24 protein-coding genes and 2 pseudogenes are annotated in these 22864 nt (G+C 59.9%); 15 read left to right on the forward strand and 11 right to left on the reverse strand.

Features of this window, described 5'->3' with window-relative positions:
- Nucleotides 1–89: 89 nt before the first annotated feature.
- Together parC and J2X71_RS15275 are read left to right on the forward strand one after the other, a co-directional pair.
- Nucleotides 90–2345 (forward strand): DNA topoisomerase IV subunit A, encoded by a 2256-nt coding sequence (gene parC / locus J2X71_RS15270; protein WP_310382895.1) that lies wholly within the window; start codon nucleotides 90–92, stop codon nucleotides 2343–2345.
- Nucleotides 2346–2539: 194 nt separating this feature from the next.
- Nucleotides 2540–3037 (forward strand): SRPBCC domain-containing protein, encoded by a 498-nt coding sequence (locus J2X71_RS15275; protein ID WP_310382896.1) that lies wholly within the window; start codon nucleotides 2540–2542, stop codon nucleotides 3035–3037.
- On the opposite strand, the gene J2X71_RS15280 is transcribed toward J2X71_RS15275, so the two are convergent.
- From J2X71_RS15280 to hemB, 6 genes are all read right to left on the reverse strand, one after another.
- Nucleotides 3027–3416 (reverse strand): type II toxin-antitoxin system death-on-curing family toxin, encoded by a 390-nt coding sequence (locus tag J2X71_RS15280; RefSeq protein WP_310382897.1) that lies wholly within the window; start codon nucleotides 3414–3416, stop codon nucleotides 3027–3029. The two genes, J2X71_RS15275 and J2X71_RS15280, sit on opposite strands and share 11 nt — an antisense overlap.
- The gene (locus J2X71_RS15285) at nucleotides 3416–3637 is read right to left on the reverse strand and encodes an AbrB/MazE/SpoVT family DNA-binding domain-containing protein (RefSeq protein WP_113324285.1); all 222 of its coding nucleotides are present in this window, start codon (nucleotides 3635–3637) and stop codon (nucleotides 3416–3418) included. Before J2X71_RS15285 ends, J2X71_RS15280 begins: the two co-directional genes overlap by 1 nt.
- Nucleotides 3638–3694: 57 nt before the next feature.
- Nucleotides 3695–4573 carry a DMT family transporter gene (locus J2X71_RS15290; protein ID WP_310382898.1) on the reverse strand — a complete coding sequence of 293 codons (879 nt, stop codon included), beginning with the start codon at nucleotides 4571–4573 and terminating at the stop codon, nucleotides 3695–3697.
- Nucleotides 4573–5349 carry an arginyltransferase gene (locus J2X71_RS15295; RefSeq protein ID WP_310382899.1) on the reverse strand — a complete coding sequence of 259 codons (777 nt, stop codon included), beginning with the start codon at nucleotides 5347–5349 and terminating at the stop codon, nucleotides 4573–4575. Before J2X71_RS15295 ends, J2X71_RS15290 begins: the two co-directional genes overlap by 1 nt.
- Before the next feature lie 183 nt (nucleotides 5350–5532).
- Nucleotides 5533–5991, reverse strand: coding sequence for an RDD family protein (locus tag J2X71_RS15300; RefSeq protein WP_113324282.1), 459 nt, complete (start codon nucleotides 5989–5991; stop codon nucleotides 5533–5535).
- 73 nt (nucleotides 5992–6064) lie between these two features.
- A complete protein-coding gene (gene hemB / locus J2X71_RS15305) occupies nucleotides 6065–7078 on the reverse strand; it encodes a porphobilinogen synthase (protein ID WP_310382900.1) in 1014 nt (337 codons plus the stop codon).
- A gap of 134 nt (nucleotides 7079–7212) precedes the next feature.
- On the opposite strand from hemB, the gene J2X71_RS15310 reads away from it, so the two are divergent.
- Nucleotides 7213–7650, forward strand: a complete 438-nt coding sequence (locus J2X71_RS15310) for a DUF6163 family protein (RefSeq protein ID WP_113324281.1) — start codon at nucleotides 7213–7215, stop codon at nucleotides 7648–7650.
- Nucleotides 7651–7779: 129 nt separating this feature from the next.
- Nucleotides 7780–8292 carry a transcriptional regulator LdtR gene (gene ldtR, locus J2X71_RS15315; RefSeq protein ID WP_112544669.1) on the forward strand — a complete coding sequence of 171 codons (513 nt, stop codon included), beginning with the start codon at nucleotides 7780–7782 and terminating at the stop codon, nucleotides 8290–8292.
- A gap of 154 nt (nucleotides 8293–8446) precedes the next feature.
- Here ldtR and J2X71_RS15320 read toward each other — a convergent pair whose 3' ends face one another.
- Nucleotides 8447–8797, reverse strand: coding sequence for a VOC family protein (locus J2X71_RS15320; protein ID WP_310382901.1), 351 nt, complete (start codon nucleotides 8795–8797; stop codon nucleotides 8447–8449).
- A 520-nt stretch (nucleotides 8798–9317) separates the two neighbouring features.
- Between J2X71_RS15320 and J2X71_RS15325 the strand changes: the two genes are divergently transcribed.
- From J2X71_RS15325 to J2X71_RS15345, 5 genes are all read left to right on the forward strand, one after another.
- Entirely contained in the window at nucleotides 9318–10619 is a 1302-nt protein-coding gene (locus J2X71_RS15325; protein WP_310382902.1) for a L,D-transpeptidase family protein, read from the forward strand.
- Nucleotides 10620–10801: 182 nt separating this feature from the next.
- On the forward strand, nucleotides 10802–12100 hold the full coding sequence (gene glyA / locus J2X71_RS15330; RefSeq protein ID WP_113324275.1) for a serine hydroxymethyltransferase: 1299 nt from the start codon (nucleotides 10802–10804) through the stop codon (nucleotides 12098–12100).
- 111 nt (nucleotides 12101–12211) lie between these two features.
- The gene (gene nrdR / locus J2X71_RS15335) at nucleotides 12212–12688 is read left to right on the forward strand and encodes a transcriptional regulator NrdR (protein WP_113324274.1); all 477 of its coding nucleotides are present in this window, start codon (nucleotides 12212–12214) and stop codon (nucleotides 12686–12688) included.
- Nucleotides 12689–12690: 2 nt separating this feature from the next.
- A complete protein-coding gene (gene ribD, locus J2X71_RS15340; protein WP_310382903.1) occupies nucleotides 12691–14010 on the forward strand; it encodes a bifunctional diaminohydroxyphosphoribosylaminopyrimidine deaminase/5-amino-6-(5-phosphoribosylamino)uracil reductase RibD in 1320 nt (439 codons plus the stop codon).
- A complete protein-coding gene (locus J2X71_RS15345) occupies nucleotides 14010–14630 on the forward strand; it encodes a riboflavin synthase (protein ID WP_310382904.1) in 621 nt (206 codons plus the stop codon). Before ribD ends, J2X71_RS15345 begins: the two co-directional genes overlap by 1 nt.
- Here the strand turns inward: J2X71_RS15345 and J2X71_RS15350 are convergent.
- The 3 genes and pseudogenes from J2X71_RS15350 to J2X71_RS15360 all read right to left on the reverse strand — a co-directional run bounded on the left by J2X71_RS15350 (nucleotide 14611) and on the right by J2X71_RS15360 (nucleotide 16145).
- Nucleotides 14611–15125, reverse strand: a pseudogene (locus tag J2X71_RS15350) (GNAT family N-acetyltransferase). The gene J2X71_RS15345 and the pseudogene J2X71_RS15350 overlap by 20 nt on opposite strands.
- 42 nt (nucleotides 15126–15167) lie before the next feature.
- On the reverse strand, nucleotides 15168–15662 hold the full coding sequence (locus J2X71_RS15355; RefSeq protein ID WP_310382905.1) for a cupin domain-containing protein: 495 nt from the start codon (nucleotides 15660–15662) through the stop codon (nucleotides 15168–15170).
- Between the two features lie 123 nt (nucleotides 15663–15785).
- Complete coding sequence (locus tag J2X71_RS15360) at nucleotides 15786–16145, reverse strand: hypothetical protein (RefSeq protein WP_113324270.1); 360 nt, start codon at nucleotides 16143–16145, stop codon at nucleotides 15786–15788.
- A gap of 343 nt (nucleotides 16146–16488) precedes the next feature.
- On the opposite strand from J2X71_RS15360, the gene ribH reads away from it, so the two are divergent.
- The 3 genes from ribH (at nucleotide 16489) to J2X71_RS15375 (ending at nucleotide 19764) form a co-directional block, all read left to right on the forward strand.
- A complete protein-coding gene (gene ribH, locus J2X71_RS15365) occupies nucleotides 16489–16944 on the forward strand; it encodes a 6,7-dimethyl-8-ribityllumazine synthase (protein ID WP_007819979.1) in 456 nt (151 codons plus the stop codon).
- A gap of 3 nt (nucleotides 16945–16947) precedes the next feature.
- Nucleotides 16948–17430, forward strand: a complete 483-nt coding sequence (gene nusB, locus J2X71_RS15370) for a transcription antitermination factor NusB (protein ID WP_007819976.1) — start codon at nucleotides 16948–16950, stop codon at nucleotides 17428–17430.
- A gap of 195 nt (nucleotides 17431–17625) precedes the next feature.
- Nucleotides 17626–19764 (forward strand): sodium-translocating pyrophosphatase, encoded by a 2139-nt coding sequence (locus tag J2X71_RS15375; RefSeq protein ID WP_310382906.1) that lies wholly within the window; start codon nucleotides 17626–17628, stop codon nucleotides 19762–19764.
- 72 nt (nucleotides 19765–19836) lie between these two features.
- On the opposite strand, the gene J2X71_RS15380 is transcribed toward J2X71_RS15375, so the two are convergent.
- On the reverse strand, nucleotides 19837–20370 hold the full coding sequence (locus J2X71_RS15380; protein ID WP_310382907.1) for an outer membrane protein assembly factor BamE: 534 nt from the start codon (nucleotides 20368–20370) through the stop codon (nucleotides 19837–19839).
- A gap of 188 nt (nucleotides 20371–20558) precedes the next feature.
- Between J2X71_RS15380 and J2X71_RS15385 the strand changes: the two are divergent.
- The 3 genes and pseudogenes from J2X71_RS15385 (at nucleotide 20559) to plsX (ending at nucleotide 22864) form a co-directional block, all read left to right on the forward strand.
- A pseudogene (locus J2X71_RS15385) lies at nucleotides 20559–21150 on the forward strand (ubiquinol-cytochrome C chaperone family protein).
- A gap of 11 nt (nucleotides 21151–21161) precedes the next feature.
- Nucleotides 21162–21716, forward strand: coding sequence for a DUF177 domain-containing protein (locus J2X71_RS15390; RefSeq protein WP_310382908.1), 555 nt, complete (start codon nucleotides 21162–21164; stop codon nucleotides 21714–21716).
- Between the two features lie 101 nt (nucleotides 21717–21817).
- Nucleotides 21818–22864 (forward strand): phosphate acyltransferase PlsX, encoded by a 1047-nt coding sequence (plsX, locus tag J2X71_RS15395; RefSeq protein WP_007819967.1) that lies wholly within the window; start codon nucleotides 21818–21820, stop codon nucleotides 22862–22864.

The raw sequence follows: 22864 nt of genomic DNA on the forward strand, positions 1-22864 counted from the left end.
CGTCTTTCATGTCAGCTGGAAGACGTCATCCACAGCCGGAATGCCTGGATTCCTTGCCCCACAGGTACTTCTGAGTTAGTCAGGGTTCTATGGGACAAGAGATTTTACCGCCTTCTGGCGGAGACGGCGACAATATTCAACCGGTCGACCTGAAGGCGGCGCTCGAAGAGCGCTACCTTCGCTATGCGCTGTCGACCATCATGCACCGCGCACTGCCGGATGTGCGTGACGGCCTGAAGCCGGTTCATCGCCGCATCGTCTATGCGATGCACGACATGGGCCTGCGGCCGACTGCGGCTTTCAGGAAATGTGCAAAGATCGTCGGCGAAGTGATGGGTAACTATCACCCGCACGGCGACCAGTCGATCTATGACGCGCTGGCGCGTCTGGCGCAGGACTTTTCGCAGCGTTACACGCTGGTGAACGGGCAGGGCAACTTCGGCAATATCGACGGCGACAGTCCCGCCGCCATGCGATACACCGAATCGAAGATGACCGCGGTCTCCGAGCTGCTGCTCGAAGGCATCGATCAGGATGCCGTCGATTTCCGCGACACCTACGACGAATCCAATTCCGAGCCGATCGTTCTTCCCGGCGCCTTCCCGAACCTCCTGGCGAACGGTTCTTCGGGCATCGCAGTCGGCATGGCGACGTCCATTCCCTCGCACAATGTACACGAGGTCTGCGACGCAGCGCTGCATCTGATCAAGCATCCCGATGCCACCATCGAGAAGCTCGTCGAATTCATTCCCGGCCCGGATTTTCCGACGGGCGGCATCATCATCGATAATAAAGAGAGCATCATCGAGAGCTACCGCACCGGCCGCGGCGGTTTTCGCGTGCGTGCAAAGTGGGAAACGGAAGATCTCGGCCGCGGCGGCTACCAGATCATCATCACCGAAATTCCCTTCCAGGTGCAGAAATCGCGGCTGATCGAAAAGACCGCCGAGCTCCTGATCGCCCGCAAGCTGCCGCTGCTGGAAGACATCAGGGACGAATCGGCCGAGGATATCCGCGTCGTCCTGGTGCCGAAGAGCCGCACGGTCGATCCGACCATCCTCATGGAATCCATGTTCAAGCTGACGGAACTGGAAAGCCGCTTCCCGCTGAACATGAACGTCCTGTCGATGGGCGTGATCCCGCGCGTCATGGCGCTGAACGAAGTGCTGAAGGAGTGGCTGGCGCACCGTCGCGACGTTCTTCAGCGCCGCTCGCGCTTCCGTCTTGCCGCCATCGACAGGCGCCTCGAAATCCTCGGCGGCTTGCTGATTGCCTATCTCAACATCGATGAGGTGATCCGCATCATCCGCGAGGAGGATGAGCCGAAGCCCGTCATGATGGCGCGCTGGGACCTGACGGACAATCAGGTCGAGGCGATCCTCAACATGCGGCTGCGCGCTCTGCGCAAGCTCGAAGAATTCGAGATCCGCAAGGAACACGACGAGCTCACCAAAGAAAAGGGCGAGATCGAAGCGCTGCTCGCGTCCGACGACAAGCAGTGGCAGACGGTTGCCTGGGAAATCGGCGAGGTGAAGAAGAAATTCGCCAAGGCCACCGAGGTCGGCCGTCGCCGCACGCAATTTGCCGAAGCTCCTGACGCCGACGAGGAAGCCATCCAGCACGCGATGATCGAGAAGGAACCGATCACCGTCGTCGTCTCGGATAAGGGCTGGATCCGCGCTCTGAAGGGCCACATCTCCGATACTTCGGCGCTGACCTTCAAGGAAGGCGACGGCCTGAAGGTGGCCTTCCCTGCGCAGACAACGGACAAGATCCTGATCGTCACGACCGGTGGCAAGGTCTTCACGCTTGGCGGCGACAAGCTGCCCGGCGGCCGCGGCCACGGCGAACCGCTGCGCATCATGATCGACATGGAAAATGATCAGGACGTGCTGACCGCTTTCGTCCACGATGCGGCGCGCAAGATGCTGATCGTCTCCACGGAAGGAAATGCTTTCGTGGTTCCGGAAACGGAAATGGTCGCCAATACCCGCAAGGGCAAGCAGATCATGAACGTCTCCATGCCGCACGAGACAAAGCTTCTCGTACCCGTGACCGGCGATCATGTCGCCGTCGTCGGCGAGAACCGCAAGATGCTGGTCTTCCCGCTGAGCCAAGTGCCGGAAATGACGCGTGGCAAGGGCGTACGCCTGCAGCGCTACAAGGATGGCGGCATTTCCGACGTTCGCTGCTTTGCCATTACCGATGGCCTGAGCTGGGAAGACAGCGCCGGCCGCACCTTCACGAAGAACAAGGACGAGCTTGCCGAATGGCTGGCCGACCGCGCCACCGCCGGCCGCACCGTGCCGAAGGGCTTCCCGCGCAGCGGTAAATTCGCCGGCTGATCCCGGAATTTTGAGGCTCCGCCCTTGGCGGGCGGAGCAATTCCTCTATCTCTGTCCTGTCACCCAAAAGAAGGGCCAACAAAAAGGGCAGTGTCGTTCCGCGGGCGGGCGGGATGGCCATAAGCCGTGCGCTTGGGAGCGCGCGCGAACAATGGAGGCCCCAACAACGGAGGCCCACCAACGGAGGAACGCCGATGCCCGCCGCCAATACCATCAAACTGCATATCGCCCACAGCTACAGGGCGCCGCCCGCCACGATTTATGATGCCTGGCTCAATCCCGAAATCGCCCGCCGCTTTTTATTCGCGACCGACGACGGCCACGTCATCCGCGCCGATATCGATCCGCGCGTCGGCGGCCGTTTCATCATCGTCGACCGCCGCCCGACCGGCGACGCCTTTCATCACGGCGTATTCCTGGAGTTGAAGCGCCCCAGACACATCGTCTTCTGCTTTTCGGTCGAGGAGCACGACCACAATTGCGATCGCGTCGAAATTGATATCGAACCGCTCGGCAGCGGCAGCCGCCTCACCGTAACGCATGAAATGTGCGCGGAATGGGCGGAATACGAGGAAAAGACCCGCCAGGGCTGGACGCATATCGTCGAAGGGCTGGATCGGGAACTGGAGCTTTCCGCTGGTTCGAAACGATCGAATCCCGAAGCAGGCCAGTCCGCCGGCGCTATGGCTTAAGCGGGATCGTGTGATCGCGTAGGAAGCGCGTCGCGCCATCCTCGTCGATTTCGCCCGTCGCGATCCCCATGGCGAAGGTGTAGAGGAGCGCATCGGAGGTTTCTATCGAATGACCGTGCCGAAGCAGAAAAACACCGCAGCTGACAATGGCGATCCGTTTGTTTCCGTCAAGAAAGGCGTGATTGCGTCCTAGTCCGAAGAGATATGCGGCGGCCAGTTCGATGACGTCATCGCACCCGTAGTTTGCCTTGTTGATCGGGCGTCCGAGTGCGGATTCCAGCGAACCTTCATCCCGAAGGCCGGCGAGGCCGCCGAAGCGTTCGATCTGCATTGCATGCATCTGCTCGACAAGCCGCCGGCTCAGAAACTTAAAAGCCATTATTCCGCGAGCTTCTTGAGAGCGACCTTATATTTTTCCATGAACAGGCGGGCTGCATTAAGCTCTTCTGAAATATCTTCATCAACGGGCGTGAGGTAGAGCGTCCCGCCCTCGGTCTGAAGCTCAAAGGAATCCCCAGCCTTCAAGCCGAAACGGTCCAGAACTTCCTTCGGAATGATGACCCCTTCCGAATTGCCGATTTTGCGGATGGTGACGTTCATAGATGCTTCCTGTGGCAACAAGGTTATAACAGAAAATAGGTCATAATCACTCGCCGATCAAGCGACCTGAACGCTCTTGCCTTTCCCCATCCAGACGGAATGGGCAGCAATCGCCGCAACGAGTATTGCACCACCAACGAGCGTCATCGTGGCGGGTGTCTCAGCGAAGATCAGCCAGACCCAGATCGGCGCGAGTACCGTTTCGAGCAGGTAGAACATGCCGACTTCGGGCGCGGAGAGGTAACGCGGTCCCGTCGCCAGGCACCAGAAGGCGACCGGCATCATGATGGCGCCGTTGAAGACGATCCAGCCGGGATGCGTGATTGAAAGTCCCGAAGGCAGGACCTGCGCCAGGCCGAGTGCGGCTGGCAAGATTGCGGCAAGCAGTGGAACGAAACCCATCTCCCGGCGCGAGGCCCGTCCGACAGTGATGGCGGCGGCAAGCACCAGCGCGCTCAAAAGTGCCATCGCGTCGCCGAAGACATGGCCGCTCGAAAGTCCCTCGCGCACGATCAGCCCGACGCCGAAAATCATGAATAGCATGGTGATCAACGTTACCGGTTGCGGCTTCTCCTTGAGAAACAGCCAGGACAGCAACGCCCCGAACATCGGGTTGAAGGCGACGATGAAGACAACATTGGCGGTGGCCGTGTTGAAGACTGCCAATACGAAGGTCACGGAAGAGAGGCCGTATAGGAACCCGGCCAGTAGACCGGGACGACCCGGAACGAGCAGCGGCCATCTGCCGGAGAAAAGGCGCATCGCAATCAGGATGACGAACGTGGCAAGAACCGTCGCCAAGCTCCGCGCGGTGAGGATCGACCAGATCTCGCCATCGGCGAGGCGAACGAGCGGAATGTCCATGGAAAGCGCCAGCCCGCCGACTGCCGTCAGCAGCAGGCCTTTCCGATGATCGGAAAGGTGGGGAAGGGGCATCAGTCCTGCGGATCGTCCTGGAGGGAAGAGGGATCGAAGCGTTCCCAGCCGCGCGGCGTCAGATGTTCCTGCGGCTGGAAGCGTGTCTTGTAGTCCATCTTCCGCGATCCTTGAACCCAGTAGCCGAGATAGACATGCGGCAGGCCGAGCGCTTTCGTGCGGCGCACATGATCGAGGATCATGAAGGTGCCGAGCGAGCGCCGGTCGAGATCTGGATTGAAGTAGGAATAGACCATGGAGAGCCCGTCGCTCATCGTGTCGGTCAGCGCGGCGGCGAGCAACTCGCCCTTCGGCCGCGTTTCCAGCCCGGAGCCTTCCTCGCGCCGGCGGTATTCGATGATCTTGGTGTTCACATGCGTATCTTCCACCATGATCGCATAATCGAGCACGGTCATATCGGACATGCCGCCCTGCTGGTGGCGATAGTCGAGGTAACGGCGGAAGAGGGAATATTGCTCGCTCGACGGCTGGGCCGGAAATTCCGTGGCGATGATATCGGAATTGCTCGCCAGCACCCGCTTCATCGATTTGGTGGGTTCGAACTCCTGCGCCAGGATGCGCACGGACACACAGGCGCGACAGGCCTCGCAGGCGGGGCGGTAGGCAATGTTCTGCGAACGGCGGAAGCCACCCTGGGTCAGAATATCGTTCATCTCCGCCGCTCGGGGGCCGACGAGATGGGTGAAGACCTTACGCTCCATCTCATGCGGCAGATACGGACAGGTAGCCGGAGCCGTCAGATAAAACTGAGGGGATGGCGTGGTCTGCGTATTCATCTCTTGCGGAGATTTCCTTTCGGGGCGCCTGTCATTTCAGACAGCATGACGCAAGAATAAAAAACGTCAACAGCGCGGCATTCAGTGCCGCGCAATCGAATATTCGATTTCTTGGATATGGCGCCCTTTTGTGGCCGGCAAAGGGCGGCCGGAGACTTTATTTCGTCCCCCACCGGGAAGGAATCAGCTGGTGCGGACCGTAGCCGTGCCGACGAGGAAATCGTGCAGCAGGCGCGAGCGCTCTGTGAACAGGCCAACCAGCAGAATCAGCGGCGTCAACACCGAGTTCAGGATCCAGAACAGCGCCAGATGCGCGATCGCCATGAAGAAGTCCATCTGACGTCCGTCGACGCGCACGATCGCGATACCCATCGCGCGCATGCCGAGCGAGGCCTGTAACGGACCGCCGACACCCAGGCCGAAGTAGATGCCCGCGACGATGACGTACAGGGCCGGGAAAAGAATAAAGCCGAGCCCGAAGGTGACGATCCCGAGGAAGAACACCACGATCGCTGCCGGAATACAGAGCAGGGCGATAATGATGTAGTCGAGAATGAATGCGAAGACGCGACGGCTGAGCACACCACTATAGGCGCGCCAGTCCTCCGGTGCGGCATAAAGCGGATTGGGGTTGTAGCTCATCCATATCTCCCTTCGAAAGACGATGCCGCTGATATGGTATCGTCAGGGGGAAATACAATAATTCGCCAGAAAATCACCTTTTTGCGAGGATTTTCGCTACTTCCGGCGCAAAATAGGTGAGGATGCCGTCGCAGCCGGCGCGCTTGAAGGCAAGCAGCGTCTCCATCATGATCCGCTCGCCATCGATCCAGCCGTTCATCGCCGCAGCCTTGATCTGCGAATATTCGCCGGAGACCTGATAGGCGAAAGTCGGCAGGCCGAAGGCCTCCTTCACCCGCCAGCAGATATCAAGATAGGCAAGCCCCGGCTTGACCATCAGCATGTCTGCGCCTTCCTCGACATCGAGGGCGGCATCGCGGATCGCTTCGGTGCCGTTTGCTGGATTGATATAGTAGCTGTTCTTGTCGCCCTTCAGCAGGCCCTTGGTGTTGATCGCTTCGCGATAGGGACCGTAGAAGCCGGAAGAGAATTTCGTGGCATAGGACATGATGCCGACGCTCTGGTGCCCGGCGGAATCGAGCCCGCGTCGGATCGCGCCGATGCGCCCGTCCATCATCTCGGATGGGGCGATGATATCGGCGCCGGCATCGGCCTGCAGGATCGCCGCCCGGACGACCTGATCGACCGTTTCGTCATTGACGATCTCGCCGTCGCGCAGGATGCCGTCATGCCCGTGGCTGGTGAAGGGGTCGAGCGCCACATCGGTAATAATGCCGATATTGGGTACCGCCTTTTTGATGGCCGCGGTCGTCTGATTGATGAGGTTATTGGCAACCAGGCTGTTGGAGCCCGTTTCGTCGCGCAATTCCATCTCGATGTCGGGGAAAGTGGCAAGCGCCGGGATGCCGAGATCGGCCGCTTTCTTCGCCGCTTCGACCGCCTTGTCGACGCTCATGCGGTTCACGCCCGGCATAGCGGAGATCGGATCGACAATGCCTGTTCCCGGGACGACGAAGATCGGCCAGATCAGATCGTCAACCGTCAGGCGGTTTTCCTGCACCAGCCGGCGCGTCCAGTCCGCCTTGCGGTTGCGCCGCATACGGCGGTGACCGGTGATTTCATCGACGAGATGCGTCTTGTCCTGCATGATATCTGTCCCTGGGCCATTCCATTTATCGGAGCGCTCATTATCATGCGCCCCGGAAAATCCAAACCGGACGATTGACCGCGGCGGATGAAAGCCGAACAACTGAAGCTGCAACTCGAGTGTGATCTCCCGCCATGGAAACCGATTCTCCGACGATACCGAAGCGGACGCTGACGGATATCCTCTTTATCTTCTTCCTGCGGCTCGTTGCCGTTTCCTGCTTCTGGTTCGGCCTGCAATATTGGGCGATGCTCGTCGGCTACTCGCTCGTCGGTGCCGGCCGCTTCGATCTGTTGAGCCTGCCGTGGAAGGTCGCAAGCACCTCCCTTGCCGTTCTTTTCCCGGTCGCCTCGCTCGGCCTCTGGCTCACCGTTTCCTGGGGGCCGGTTATCTGGGTGCTGGCCGCAGGCGGCCAGATCCTCATGTACGGCCTGCTTCCGCAGATCTTCGGACCCAATCGGCTGATCATCCTGTTCCACGTGATCGTGGCCGTAATCTACTGGATTTTCAGGCTTTCCCTGTGGCTGGAGCGGCGCCGGCAACGACGCCAGGTAAGCGTTGATTTACCCTGATACATCAAGGGGTTTCCGGTAAGCCTCTGTTAAGCCTGCGGTTTAAGTCGAATTTTATATGTATTCGATAGGGTCTCACTCAAGGCGGGAAGAAAACGACACCGCCAAACAAAACAGTGAGGCAGTCAAATGAACACGAAAATCAAGCCGCAGGCGGCATCGACTTTCCATGCACACGAACAGGGCATCCGTGATCTTTACATGGAATCCCTTCATCTTGTTGAACGTCTTCACCGTCGTCTGCTGGACGTCATCAAGGACGAGTTCGACCGTCAGGGCCGCAGCGATGTCAACGCCATCCAGGCGCTCCTGCTTTTCAACATCGGCAACTCCGAGCTGACCGCCGGCGAGCTGCGTTCGCGCGGCTACTACCTCGGCTCAAACGTTTCCTACAACGTCAAGAAACTGGTCGACCTCGGCTTCATCAACCACCAGCGCTCGCGCATCGATCGTCGCTCGGTCCGCATCAGCCTGACCGAAACCGGCCAGGACATCGCCGAAACGGTGGCCCGGCTCTACGAACGCCACATCGCCTCGATCGACAAGGTCGGCGGCATCGGCACGGATGAGTTTACGCAGATGAACAAGCTTCTGCAGCGGCTGGACCGGTTCTGGAACGATCAGATCCTGTATCGCCTGTAACCTGAAAGCCTGTTCCCTGCAGGCTTCTGGGACCTCCTTACTGGCACCACGGGGCGCTACGGTGTGCGAGATTGCACGCGGTGGCGCCCGTTTCCGCTACTATTCTATCCCCGTTTTCAGAAAACGCTGGAATTTGTGGCCATCGGCCTGGACGTCAGGTTCGTTCTGCCCTGTAGCAGACAAACGCCAGTTTGTTGCCGTCTGGATCACGAACATAAGCGCCGTAAAACCCATCGCCATACTGGGGCCGGAACCCCGGAAGGCCTTCGTCGAATCCACCATTTCGTAGGGCAATGTCGTAGAGCAGATCTATCTTGACCGCGCTGTCGACAAGAAACGCTGTCATTGTCCCATTGCCGACCGTCGAGCGAGCCCCATCAAACGGATACCCCGTGAAGAAACGAGGAATGCTTTCATCAGCCACGACACCCCACGACGCCGACTGGCTGTCTCGCCAGCATTGATCCAGTCCCATCTCGTCGAATATGGGGTCGTAGAATCTCAACGCTCGACCCAAATCCGCGGTTCCACCATCGTGTAGCCGATCATTAAAACCTCTCCCTTCGTTTGAGCCGCCCGGCAGCAGAATAAGGATTACTTAAATACGGCGTCAAAATCTCAAGGTCGCGGTTCCACGCCTTCGCTTTCACCGTTCGCGCCTGCGTGGCATCTTTGCAACGCAGGGCAGCCAAGCGCAAAGCCCGGTATTCAAGCCGTTTTTTAGTCGTTATTAACCGGCACGGTTTACCCGTCATATGGTTCGTTGCATGCGGTCTCCGGCAACCGGCAGTCTGTCTTGCGGTCCGGCAACACGAATTGGCCATATTGATGTGACAGCGGAATATTCGGTAGCCGGCGCTTCGATAAGCCATCGGGACATCTGAGTTGCTCCTCGCAATCTTGTGATGGGACTGGCGGAATTTCCAGGTGCGCCGGAAGAACGAACGGATAGGGATCTGCGTTAAAGCGCAGAATATCGCAAAGGGCCGCGCATCCTCCTGCGTGGCATTGAGTGGTTGGGACGAATGTCTAAGAAGAACGGAATTGAAGCTCTCTCGCGCCGCGCCTTCCTGGCGTCGGCGGCAACGGTTGGTGCCGGCGCGCTTGCCGGGCCCGCATTCGCGCAATCGGCGCTCGATGGGCTCCTGAATGCCCCGAAACGCGGCAATTGGGACGACCAGTTCGACGCCAAGGCTGCCTCGCGCACGGCGACTGCCGTCCTTTCCAATACTCCGATCCTCAGCCCGCAGTCGGTGCCGAGCACCCAGCAGGCGATCATGCAGTATCAGCAGATCGCATCAGCCGGCGGCTGGCCCGAAGTCAATCCGGGCGATCAGCGCCTGCAACTCGGTGTTAGCTCCCCCACCGTCCAGGCGCTGCGCCAGCGTCTCGCGATCACCGGCGATCTGCCGCGTGAAGCCGGCCTCTCCAACGCTTTCGATTCCTATGTCGACGGCGCCGTCAAGCGCTTCCAGGCCCGTCACGGCTTGCCGGCCGATGGTGTGCTCGGCGAATTCACGCTGAAAGCGATGAACATTCCCGCCGATGTGCGCCTGCAGCAGTTGAACACAAACCTCATACGCCTGCAGACCTTCCCGGAAGACCTGGGCCGTCGCCACCTGATGGTCAACATTCCGGCTGCCTATGTGGAAGCTGTTGAAGACGGCAGCGTTGCAACGCGTCATACCGCAGTTGTCGGCCGCTTGAGCCGCCCGACGCATCTCGTCAACTCGAAGGTTTACGAAGTCATCCTCAACCCGTACTGGACGGCACCCCGCTCGATCGTCGAGAAGGACATCGTGCCGCTGATGCGCAAGGATCCGACCTATCTCGAAAAGAACGCCATCCGCCTGATCGACGGCAAGGGCAACGAAGTCGCCCCTGAAACAGTCGACTGGAACGGCGAGGCACCGAACCTGATGTTCCGCCAGGACCCGGGCAAGATCAACGCCATGGCGTCCACCAAGATCAACTTCTACAACAAGAACGGCGAGTATATGCACGACACGCCGCAGCAGGGCCTGTTCAACAAGCTCATGCGCTTTGAATCCTCGGGCTGCGTGCGCGTCCAGAACGTGCGCGACCTATCGAACTGGCTGCTGCGTGAAACGCCCGGCTGGAACCGTCAGCAGATGGAGCAGGTGATCGCAAGCGGCACCAATACGCCGATCAAGCTCGCCACCGAAGTTCCTGTCTATTTCGTCTATATCTCGGCCTGGGGCATGCCCGACGGCGTCGTTCAGTTCCGCGACGACATCTACGAGATGGACGGCAATGCCGAACTGGCCCTCGACACCACTTCGGGCATGGAGCAGCCGGTACAGTAAGTCCGGCTTATGGAATTCACGGAAAGCCGCGCCATGTGCGCGGCTTTTTCATTCCGGCGATGCGGCATTCGACGCAAAATGTTCGGCCCGCGCGCTTAGCCCAGCAAATGTCGTTCTTCGTATTGCCCTCGCATCGGCGGGGCGCTAATACCTTGGCCGCATTCCAGTGAAGGAGCCAGCCCATGACCAATGCTTCCACCGAATCCTTCTTCAATCGCTCGCTCGCGGACGTCGATCCGGAAATCTTCGGCGCGATCGAAAAGGAACTCGGTCGTCAACGGCATGAGATCGAACTGATCGCATCCGAGAACATCGTTTCCCGCGCCGTTCTGGAAGCCCAGGGCTCCATCATGACCAACAAATACGCCGAGGGTTATCCGGGCAAGCGCTATTACGGTGGCTGCCAGTTCGTCGATATCGCCGAGGAACTGGCCATCGAGCGCGCCAAGAAGCTCTTCGGCGTCAACTTCGTCAACGTTCAGCCGAACTCCGGCTCGCAGATGAACCAGGCCGTATTCCTGGCGCTGCTGCAGCCGGGCGATACTTTCATGGGTCTCGACCTGAACTCGGGCGGTCACCTGACGCATGGTTCGCCTGTCAACATGTCCGGCAAGTGGTTCAACGTCGTGTCCTACGGCGTGCGCGAAGGCGACAACCTGCTCGACATGGATGATGTCGAGCGCAAGGCCAAGGAACACAAGCCGAAGCTGATCATCGCCGGCGGCACTGCCTATTCCCGCATCTGGGACTGGAAGCGCTTCCGCGAGATCGCCGACAGCGTCGGCGCTTACCTGATGGTCGACATGGCCCACATTGCCGGTCTCGTTGCCGGTGGCGTGCATCCGTCGCCGTTCCCGCACTGCCATGTTGCGACCACCACGACCCACAAGTCGCTCCGCGGCCCGCGCGGCGGCGTCATCCTGACGAATGACGAGGATCTGGCCAAGAAGTTCAACTCGGCTGTCTTCCCTGGTCTCCAAGGCGGCCCTCTGATGCACATCATCGCCGCCAAGGCCGTTGCCTTCGGCGAGGCGCTGCAGCCGGAATTCAAGGAATATGCCGCCCAGGTCGTCAAGAACGCCAAGGCGCTAGCCGAAACGCTTGTCGCCGGTGGACTCGACGTCGTCTCGGGCGGCACCGACAACCACCTGATGCTGGTCGACCTTCGCAAGAAGAATGCCACCGGCAAGCGCGCAGAAGCCGCACTCGGCCGCGCCTACATCACCTGCAACAAGAACGGCATCCCGTTCGACCCTGAAAAGCCCTTCGTCACCTCTGGTGTACGCCTCGGCGCGCCGGCCGGCACGACGCGCGGCTTCAAGGAAGCGGAATTCCGCGAGATCGGTAACCTCATCGTCGAGGTTCTCGATGGCCTGAAGGTTGCCAATTCCGACGAAGGCAATGCCGCCGTCGAAGCTGCCGTCCGCGGCAAGGTGGTGAATCTGACCGATCGCTTCCCCATGTATGATTACATGGGCTAGAGCGCCGTGCGCCCGTTCGGGCGCACTAAGGACGCTCTAACTCTTTGAATCTACGCATCAGGCTTTCCGAAAATCGGTTACGATTTTCGGGCCGATGCTGAAGGAGAAGGCATGCGCTGCCCCTATTGCGGTTCGGAAGATACGCAGGTCAAGGATTCACGCCCGGCGGAGGATAACACCTCCATCCGCCGGCGTCGTATCTGTCCGGATTGCGGCGGACGCTTCACGACCTTCGAGCGCGTACAGTTGCGCGAGCTTATGGTCATCAAGAAGACCGGCCGCAGGGTACCCTTCGATCGCGACAAGCTTGTCCGTTCCTTCGATGTGGCGCTGCGCAAGCGCCCCGTCGATCGTGACCGTATCGAGCGCGCCGTCTCCGGCATCGTGCGCCGGCTGGAAAGCTCGGGCGAAACGGAAATCTCCTCCGAGCAGATCGGCCTGCAGGTTCTGGAAGCCATGAAGAGCCTCGATGACGTCGGCTTCGTGCGCTACGCTTCGGTCTATCGCGATTTCTCGCATGCTGAGGATTTCGAAAAACTGATCGCTGAGATCAACGCCAAGATCGGCCGCGATCCGCTGGACGTCTGACCATGAGCGAGGGGATCGCGCGGCCTGAGGACGAACGCTTCATGGCAGCCGCGATCCGCCTGTCGCGCTGGCATACGGGCCAGACTTCCACGAACCCATCCGTCGGCTGCGTCATCGTTCGAGATGGCGCGATCGTCGGCCGTGCCGTGACCGCACTCGGCGGCCGCCCGCATGCCGAGCCGCAGGCGCTCGCCGAAGCGGGTGAACTTGCCCGTGGTGCGACGGCCTATGTCACGCTTGAACCCTGCTCGCATCATGGCAAGACGCCACCCTGCGCCGAGGCCCTGATCGCTTATGGCGTCGGTCGCGTCGTCATCAGCGTCACCGATCCCGATGTCAGAGTTTCCGGCCGCGGTATTTCCATGCTGCGCGAGGCCGGCATCGAGGTGACCTCGGGCGTATTGGAGGAAGAGGGCAGGCAATCGCTGGCAGGCTATCTCACCCGCCAGACGAAAAATCGCCCCTATGTGACTCTCAAGCTTGCGGTTTCCGCCGATGGCATGATCGGCCGCGAGGGGGTAGGGCAGGTGGCGATCACAGGTCCGGAGGCGCGTGCCCAGGTGCAGGCGCTGCGGGCCGAAACCGATGCCATTCTTGTCGGAATCGGCACGGCGATATCGGATGATCCGTTGCTGACGGTGCGGACACCGGGCCTTGAAGCGCAATCACCCGTTCGCATCGTGCTCGACCCCAATCTGGCCCTGCCGCTGACGAGCAAGCTTGTCGAAACGGCGCGGGAGGTGCCGGTGATTGTGGTGGCGAGTGAAGAGATTTCACCGCTGGGATCGGAGGCGGACGGGACACCCCCCTCTGTCCTGCCGGACATCTCCCCCACAAGGGGGGAGATCGGCAAGGCGCTTGCTCCGAATTCCCAAGATGGTAGCTCGTCACCCGCAACGGAAAATGTAGAGCAGGGAGCCAGCCCCCAGCCAATCTCCCCCCTTGTGGGGGAGATGTCCGGCAGGACAGAGGGGGGTAACGCACCCGCCGACCCCACCGAGATGGACTCCCGCCGCGCCGCACTCGAAGCCGCCGGCGTCGAGGTCCTCTACTGTAATCCCTATCACCCCGAAGTCCTGCTGCCGGCGCTTGCCACACGCGGCATCTCCTCGCTCCTGGTCGAAGGCGGCGCGAAGACTGCGAAGCTTTTCCTCAAAGCCGGACTCGTCGATCGCATCCAGCTTTATCATGCGCCTGTCGTCATCGGCGACGGCGGTATTGAATCCCCGCTGCAGGCAACCGACATACCATCCGGTTTCGCCCACAGGGGCACTTACATATTCGGCGCGGATCGCCTGGACGAATACGAAAGAGAGAATTGATGTTCACCGGAATTGTCACTGATGTCGGCACGATCGAATCCGTTTCGGCGCTGAAGGAAGGCATCAAGCTTCGAGTCGCGACAAATTACGACCCGGCGACCATCGATATGGGCGCTTCCATCTCTCATTCAGGCATCTGCCTTACCGTGACCGGCCTGCCGCAGGATGGCAGCAACGGCCGCTGGTTTGAGGTTGAAGCATGGGAAGAGGCGCTGCGCCTCACCACTATTTCCACCTGGCAGGCGGGCAGCCATATCAATCTCGAGCGCTCGCTGAAGATCGGTGACGAACTTGGTGGCCACATCGTTTCCGGACATGTCGACGGCAAGGCCGAGATCTTGTCTGTGACGGAAGAGGGCGACGCCACGCGTTTCCGCCTGCGCGCACCCACCCAACTCGCGAAATTCGTGGCGCCCAAGGGTTCGATCGCGCTCGATGGCACGTCGCTGACCGTCAATGCCGTCGATGGCACGGATTTCGACGTGCTGTTGATCCGCCACACGCTGGAGGTCACGACCTGGGGCGAGCGCAAGGCCGGCGACTTCGTCAATTTCGAGGTCGATACGATGGCGCGTTATGCCGCCCGCCTTGCTGAGTTTCCTAGCGCGAAAGCTGAATGATCGGACCGTTATAGTCCGTCCGCGCGGTTTCGCGGAAACCGAGCTTTTCGGCGACCCTTAGCGACGGCATATTGTCCGGACTGATGATGCAGGTCATCGGCCGTCCCGAAACTGTGCCTCGCCCCAGCCGATGATCGCCTTCAGCGCCTCGGTGGCATAGCCTTTGCCATGCGCAGATGGCATCAGCGCCCAACCCACTTCCATCGTACCTTCGATCGAGGGCTGCATGTCACGCTTGGCTTCGAGGAAACCCGCTTCGCCGATGAAGCGGCCGCTTTTCTTTTCATCGATCGCGAAGAAACCGAAGCCCATGTGATGCCACATGCCGGCGATACGCAGCAGCCGTGCCCAACTCTGCTCACGGGTGGAGGGCATGCCGGTGATAAAGCGCACGACATTCTCGTCGCGCCAGAGTTCGCAATGCGCTTCGAAATCGTCGCGCCGATGCGCGCGCAAAATGAGCCGTCCGGTTTCCAGTGTTGGAATATCAGTCATGAGATGCTGCTTTGAAAAGGAATCGCGATGATGGAGACGATATCAGAGTCCCGGCTCGCCATCCCAGTAATCGAGCGCATTCTCTCCTCGGCCAATATGGTCGAAGGAGCTGCCGTCGCGATTGGTCTTGGCAAGGAACTTGCCGGAATCGGGATATTCGCAGATCTCGGTCTTCGCCTTGGTCGATAGGCCCAGATAGATAAGCGGCGTTGATCCGGTATTGATGATCTGATGGGCCGTTTCCGGCCCGCCCGAGGGCGCACCCAGCACGTCGCCCTTCTTGATCGGATAGCGCTGGTCGCCGAAGCGATATTCGCCCGTGCCTTCGATGATGTAGAAGAGCTCGTCTTCAACATGGTGGTTGTGAAAAGGGCAGCCGGATTTACCGGGCGGCACTTCGCTGTAGCTGATGCCGAGATTGGCAAGCCCCAGATCTTTTCCGAAAGACGTGTCGCGGCTTTCGAAGAGCTTTCCCCTCGTCCAGTGTTCGAGGGAGAGATCGGCCGTGTTGATGACCGGTGTTGCGTTCGTCGCCATGGGGTCCTCCGCTTTGGCGAGAAGACAATCCAATCCGGCGGAAAATGCAACAGCGATTTCGATAGAAGGCGGAACGGACGGTGAGGAGATCAACCGCCCATGCCGCCTTCCAAGCTGGCAGCCTCAGCGAACGTAGAACGTAATGCCGCCGTCGGCTGCCTGTTCGGCGTTCACGACATTGCGGATATTGACGCCATCATTGTTGAGCTGGTGTGCCAGCGACCTATTGGCATCAATGGAAGCCTGAATGGCGTGGACAGCGCTTTGGGAGCGCTGGAGGACGGAGCGCGGGCCGGTGCTTTCGTCGTCGAGGTTGTGCCAGTTATAGACGGGCTGGATGTCGAAGTTGTTGCCCTGGAAGGTGCGGAGCGTCTGTTCGATGCCCTCTGCGCTATTCATGCCAAGGCTTTCAGCCTGGCTGACGCCGGCAAATGCGAGGGAGGAGAAAGCGGCGGCAATGGTGATTTTAGCAAGGCGGTTCATGATGGTATCCTTTCGTCTGCAGCGGCGGTCGGCTGTCAACAGGGGATCGTCTGCGTTACGACTGAGATTTGGCGCTGCAGCATTGTTCTTTCAATGGATTAAGCTACTGAAAATCAATTACAAATTGTTCATGAATTCTGCCTTGGATTTGCCGTTATTGCGTCACCCGGCTAAGCATGTTTTTTGCGTCGTTGCACCCGACGAAGCGCGCCTGAGCTATCCCATTGCAGATATTTTGTCTTTCCTTCAGAGCGCCACCCGAATTTGCTTGCCATTCGTTCGAAGGCATGTTTTGACCGCGGCCTGCCCGAGTGGAAAATGCCCCTCCAACCGAAGGTGAACCATGCCGAAAGAGACCGCTCCCCATATTTTGATCGTCGAAGCACGCTTCTATGACGACATGGCCGATGCTCTTCTGGAAGGCGCGACCTTCGCGCTGGAAGAAGCGGGCGCCACCTTTGACGTCGTCACCGTGCCCGGCGCGCTGGAAATTCCGGCGACGATTGCCATGGCGCTCGATGGCGCGGATAATGATGGCACGCAGTATGACGGTTTCGTCGCACTCGGCATGGTCATCCGCGGCGAGACCTATCATTTCGACATCGTGTCGAACGAGTCCTCGCGCGCGCTTATGGATCTCGCCGTCAGCGAGTCCCTTGCCATCGGCAACGGCATCCTGACCGTCGAGAACGATGAACAGGCCTGGGTGCGCGCGCGCCGCTCGGAAAAGGACAAGGGCGGTTTCGCCGCCCGTGCAGCTCTCACCATGATCGAGCTGAAGAAAAAGTTGGGTGCATAAAGAATGACTGACGAAAATACCGAACGACCGGTCAAGGCTGCCAACCAGCGGGGCGCTGCACGCCTCGCGGCTGTGCAGGCGCTTTATCAGATGGATATCGGCGGCACCGGCGTTCTGGAAATCGTGGCGGAATACGAGGCGCATCGCCTGGGCCAGGAACTTGACGGCGAAACCTATCTGAAGGCCGATGCCGGCTGGTTCCGCTCGATCGTCTCAGGCGTCGTGCGCGACCAGCTCCGCCTCGACCCGCTGATCGCCTCTGCCCTGCAGGACGACTGGGCGCTGTCGCGCCTGGACAGCACCGTCCGCGCCATCCTGCGTGCCGGCGTTTTCGAACTCGTCGACCGCAAGGACGTGCCGGTCGCCGTCATCGTTACCGAATATGTCGAGATCGCTCGTGCCTTCTTCGACGACGATGAGCCGAAGCTCGTCAATGCCGTTCTGGACCGCATCGCCAAGCAGGTGCGTGGCGACCAGAAGAAATAGGCACTTAGCCGCCAAACGATCCCTCCCTTTCTTTCTTCGGAACTGCAAGGCTTTTGAAGTTTTGCAGTCTTGACGCGACGTTATCGACCACGCAATCTCCGCACGCCTGTTGAGCGTTTCTGTGGAGAGGAGTCGATTCAGCAGCATTCGTCGCCGGAGAAGGAGTGAGTTCCGGCTTATGGGAGGAAAGAGCGAATGACCATTCTTTTATTGGTAATCGCATGTGGCCTGCTCTCGGTGGTCTATGCCATCTGGGCAACCCGGTCGGTGCTTGCCGCCGATCAGGGCAACAGCCGCATGCAGGAGATCGCGGGCTATATCCGCGAGGGCGCCCAAGCTTATCTGACGCGTCAGTATAGAACCATTGCCATCGTAGGCATTGTTGTTTTCATTGCAGCATGGCTGCTTCTTTCCGCTACGGCCGCGATCGGTTTCCTGATCGGCGCCGTCCTCTCGGGTGCTGCCGGCTTCATCGGCATGCACGTCTCCGTCCGCGCCAACGTGCGCACTGCCCAGGCTGCATCCGCGAGCCTCTCGGCCGGTCTGGACATCGCCTTCAAATCGGGTGCGATCACCGGCCTTCTGGTTGCCGGCCTCGCGCTGCTCGGCGTCTCCATCTATTATTATGTGCTGACGATCGTGCTCGGCCACGAGGCCGGCTCGCGTGAGGTCATCGATGCCCTCGTGGCGCTCGGCTTCGGCGCATCGCTGATTTCGATCTTCGCCCGTCTCGGCGGCGGCATCTTCACCAAGGGTGCCGACGTCGGCGGCGACCTCGTCGGCAAGGTCGAGGCCGGTATTCCGGAAGACGATCCGCGCAACCCCGCAACCATTGCCGATAACGTCGGCGATAACGTTGGCGATTGCGCCGGCATGGCGGCCGACCTTTTCGAAACCTACGCAGTGTCCGTCGTCGCCACTATGGTTCTTGCGTCAATCTTCTTTGCCGGCGCACCCATCCTGCAGTCGGCTATGATCTATCCGCTGGCAATCTGCGGCGCCTGCATCATCACCTCGATCATCGGCACTTTCTTCGTCAAACTCGGCTCGAATGGTTCGATCATGGGCGCCCTCTACAAAGGCCTCATCGTGACGGGCCTTCTATCCATCATTGGTCTTGGTGCCGCGACCTCGATGACGGTCGGTTGGGGGTCGCTCGGGCAGGTCGCTGGTTTCGACGTCACCGGCACGAAGCTCTTCTTCTGCGGTCTCGTTGGCCTCGTCGTCACAGCGCTGATCGTCGTCATCACCGAATATTATACCGGCACCGGCAAGCGCCCGGTCGTCTCGATCGCCCAGGCATCGGTCACCGGCCACGGCACCAACGTCATCCAGGGCCTCGCGGTATCGTTGGAATCGACGGCCCTTCCGGCGATTGTCATCGTCGGCGGCATTCTTGCCACCTATCAGCTCGGCGGTCTGTTCGGTACCGGTATTGCGGTCACAGCCATGCTTGGCATCGCCGGCATGATCGTAGCACTCGACGCTTTCGGACCGGTAACGGACAATGCCGGCGGCATCGCCGAAATGGCCCATCTACCACCAGAGGTACGCAAGTCCACTGATGCGCTTGATGCTGTCGGCAACACAACAAAGGCTGTTACCAAGGGCTACGCCATCGGTTCTGCTGGTCTCGGTGCGCTGGTTCTCTTCGCGGCCTATTCCTATGACCTCAAATATTTTGCGGCGAATGGCGACAAGTTTCCTTATTTTGCCGGCATCGGCGAAATTTCCTTCGATCTTTCCAACCCCTATGTGGTGGCGGGATTGATCTTCGGAGGTCTCATTCCTTACCTCTTCGGCGGGATCGCAATGACTGCCGTCGGCCGTGCGGCTGGTGCGATCGTCGAAGAAGTGCGCCGGCAGTTCAAGGAAAAGCCCGGCATCATGCAGGGTACGGAAAAGCCGGATTACGGCAAGGCCGTCGATCTTCTGACCAAGGCCGCGATCCGAGAAATGATTATCCCGTCGCTGCTGCCGGTGCTGGCGCCTATCGTCGTCTATTTCGGCGTGCTCATCATCTCCGGCTCCAAGGCGTCGGCCTTTGCAGCACTTGGCGCATCGCTGCTCGGCGTCATCATCAACGGTCTCTTCGTCGCGATCTCGATGACCTCGGGTGGCGGCGCATGGGACAATGCCAAGAAGAGCTTCGAAGACGGCTTCGTCGACAAGGACGGCGTGCGCCATATGAAGGGCTCGGAGGCTCACAAGGCATCGGTGACGGGTGATACCGTCGGCGATCCCTACAAGGATACGGCCGGTCCCGCCGTCAACCCGGCGATCAAGATCACCAACATCGTGGCGTTGCTGCTGCTGGCGATTCTTGCGCATTAAGACGCGCTAGCCAACAGAACAAAAACCCGCCGGATCGCTCCGGCGGGTTTTCTGTATGGGAAACAGCTTGCTTTAGCGCAGGCTGGACGGGTTCTGCGGTGTGCCGCCGGCACCGCCACCGAAGAGGCTCTTGGCTGCATTGGCCGCGCTGCCGCCGGACAGCATCTGCTGCAGGAAGGTGAGTTCGCGCCCGCCCGTCGGCGTAACGCGGGCAATCGTGTCGAATACCTTGCCGTCCTGCAGGGTGTAGTTGGCGCGGCGGGTCACGACGCCGTCCTTGTCGAAATAGATGGCGAGAATGCTCTGCTCGGTGACGCGCAGCTTCTGGTAGGCCATCGAGCGTTGGCGGCGCTGCGAGATGTAATAGAAGACTTCGCCGTCGAAGGTTGCTGTCGTGGACGGTGTACCGAGCGACAGCAGCACCTGCTCGCGGCTGGAACCCTCAGGCACCAGCGCCAGCGACTGCTGGTCGACGATATAGCCGCCGTTCAGCACGGTGCTCGTCTGGCAGCCTGAAAGGGCGGTGGTGGAGGCAATTATGATGGCTATGGCCGCATTGCTGAAGAATTTCATGTCTGACTTGAAATACCGTTTCTTCAACGACATCTACTCCCTTGAGTATCGATAGCAGCCATTCCAAATACTGCGTGCTTCCTCCTGCAAAACCATTGTGGCCATTCCGGGGTCGAACTCTCCCGATCCGCCTCGTTGTGCACCGGAGCGCACCTGTCCCGAAACCGGCCACGAACAGCATTGCAATTCGCGCCTGCTTCGGTAAACCAGCTTTCGAAATCATGCAACAAGGCCCGGTGCCGCTCGGCGCCAAGAATGCGGCATTTCCGGAAAAAACAAATGATCTTCGGGCTCTTCGGTAAGAGAAACAGCAACCAGACCATCGTCGAGCGGCAATATGCGGCTCTTACGGCCGCTGCCCGCATGCCGGAGCTCTATGAGCGCCTTGACGTGCCCGATACCGTCATGGGCCGCTTCGAGATGCTGTCGATCGCCATGATCCTGTTTTTCCGCCGCACCCGCACCTCCGGGACGAGCGGCCAGGAGATCGCCCAGGAAATCGTCGATGCCTTCTTTCAGGATATCGACTATTCGATTCGCGAACTCGGCATCGGCGACAACAGCGTGCCGAAGCGCATGAAGAAGCTCGCGGGCATGTTCTATGGCCGGCTGGAAGCCTATTCGAAGGCTATGGATGCCGGTGATGCCGCCGCTCTTTCCGCAGCGCTTCAGCGCAATATTTATCCCGAAACAGCTGAGGCCGCCGACATGAGCGGCCTCGCGCAATGGATGATGGCGGCGGAAGCCCACTTGTCGGCCATTCCCGAAGAGGCGATCGCCACCGGTTCGGCGACGATTCCCGAGGTCGCCTGAGGAGTAGAATCATGAAGAAAGATCCGAGCGAGATTCCCTTTTCCTATCCGGTCAAGGTCGGACACATCTCCGCCAATCCGGTCGAGGTCCGCGTGAGCGCCGACAAGGATGAGCTGAAGGCGCTGGCCGAAAGCTGGAACGTCGTGTCGGTGGACAATCTCCGTGCCGATCTGCAGATCAACAGGTGGAAGCGCGACGGTATCCGCGTCAAGGGACGCGTGCAGGCGAAGATCGTCCAGTCCTGCATCGTCACCCTCGAGCCCGTCGAATCCGAAATCGACGAGACCTTCGAGCAGATCTTCGTGCCTGAAAATTCCAAGCTCGCCCGCCATCCGGCTAATGATACCGGTGAAATGGTGCTGGATCCCGATGGTCCGGACCTGCCGGAAGTCTTTACCGGCGATACGATCGATGCCGGTGAGGTCGTCGCAGAATTCGCAGCACTTGCCATCGATCCTTATCCGCGCAAGGAAGGCGTGGAGTTCGCGGCCCATATCGAGGATACGGGGGAAAATGACCGGAAGCCCTCTGCATTCGCCGCGCTCAAGGACTGGAAAAAGGACTGAAGCATCTCCGGCATTTGCCACAATTCAGTTGTAAGCGACGCCAAAACCGGTATTTTGGCCGAAATTTCGTCCTTGAGGCGAAAGAGAAGGATCAGGGACGCGTGATCAGAATATCTCTCGACCTCATGGGTGGCGACTTTGGTCCCCAGGTTGTCATCCCCGGTGCTGCCAAGGCGCTGGACAGGCACCCGGATATTTCCTTCGTCTTTTACGGCATCAAGGAACAGTGCGACCCGGTTCTGGCGAAGTTTCCCAAGCTCAGGGAAAAGTCGACCTTTCACGATTGCGAACTTGCCGTCAGCATGGAAGAGAAGCCGAGCCAGGCGCTGCGCCGCGGCCGCTATGTCTCCACCATGTGGCGCACGATCGAAGCGGTGAAGTCGGGCGAGGCCGATGTCGCCGTTTCCGCCGGCAACACCGGCGCGCTCATGGCGATGGCCAAGTTTTGTCTGCGCACGATGGCCAATATCGAACGCCCGGCGATCGCCGCCATCTGGCCGACGATGAAGGGCGAAAGCATCGTGCTCGATGTCGGCGCCACGATCGGCGCCGATTCGCAGCAGCTCATGGATTTCGCTCTCATGGGTGGCGCCATGGCGCGAGCCCTGTTCGAGGTGGAGCGTCCGACCGTTGGCCTGCTGAATGTCGGCGTCGAGGAAATCAAGGGCCAGGAAGAGGTCAAGGAAGCCGGGCGCCTGCTGCGCGAGGCCAATCTTGATTCGCTCGAATATTCCGGCTTCGTCGAGGGCGACGATCTCGGCAAGGGTACGGTCGACGTCGTGGTGGTGGAAGGCTTTTCCGGCAATATCGCGCTGAAGGCGGCCGAAGGCACGGCCCGGCAGATCGGCGCCTATCTGCGCGCCGCCATGTCGCGCACGCTGCTTGCCCGCATCGGCTATCTCTTTGCCAAGAGCGCCTTCGACATGCTGCGTGAGAAGCTTGATCCGAGCAAGGTCAACGGCGGCGTGTTTCTTGGCTTGAACGGCATCGTCATCAAGAGCCATGGTGGAGCGAATGCCGAAGGCATAGCCGCGGCCATCGAAGTCGGTTATGACATGGCCAAGAATGGCCTGACCCAGAAAATAGAAAACGATCTCAAAAAATATCATGCCAAGCGGCTGCCCCCGATGGGGCCGGAAGCCGCGTGA

The sequence above is a fragment of the Rhizobium sp. 1399 genome (assembly GCF_031455475.1).
Classification (GTDB): Bacteria; Pseudomonadota; Alphaproteobacteria; order Rhizobiales; family Rhizobiaceae; genus Rhizobium.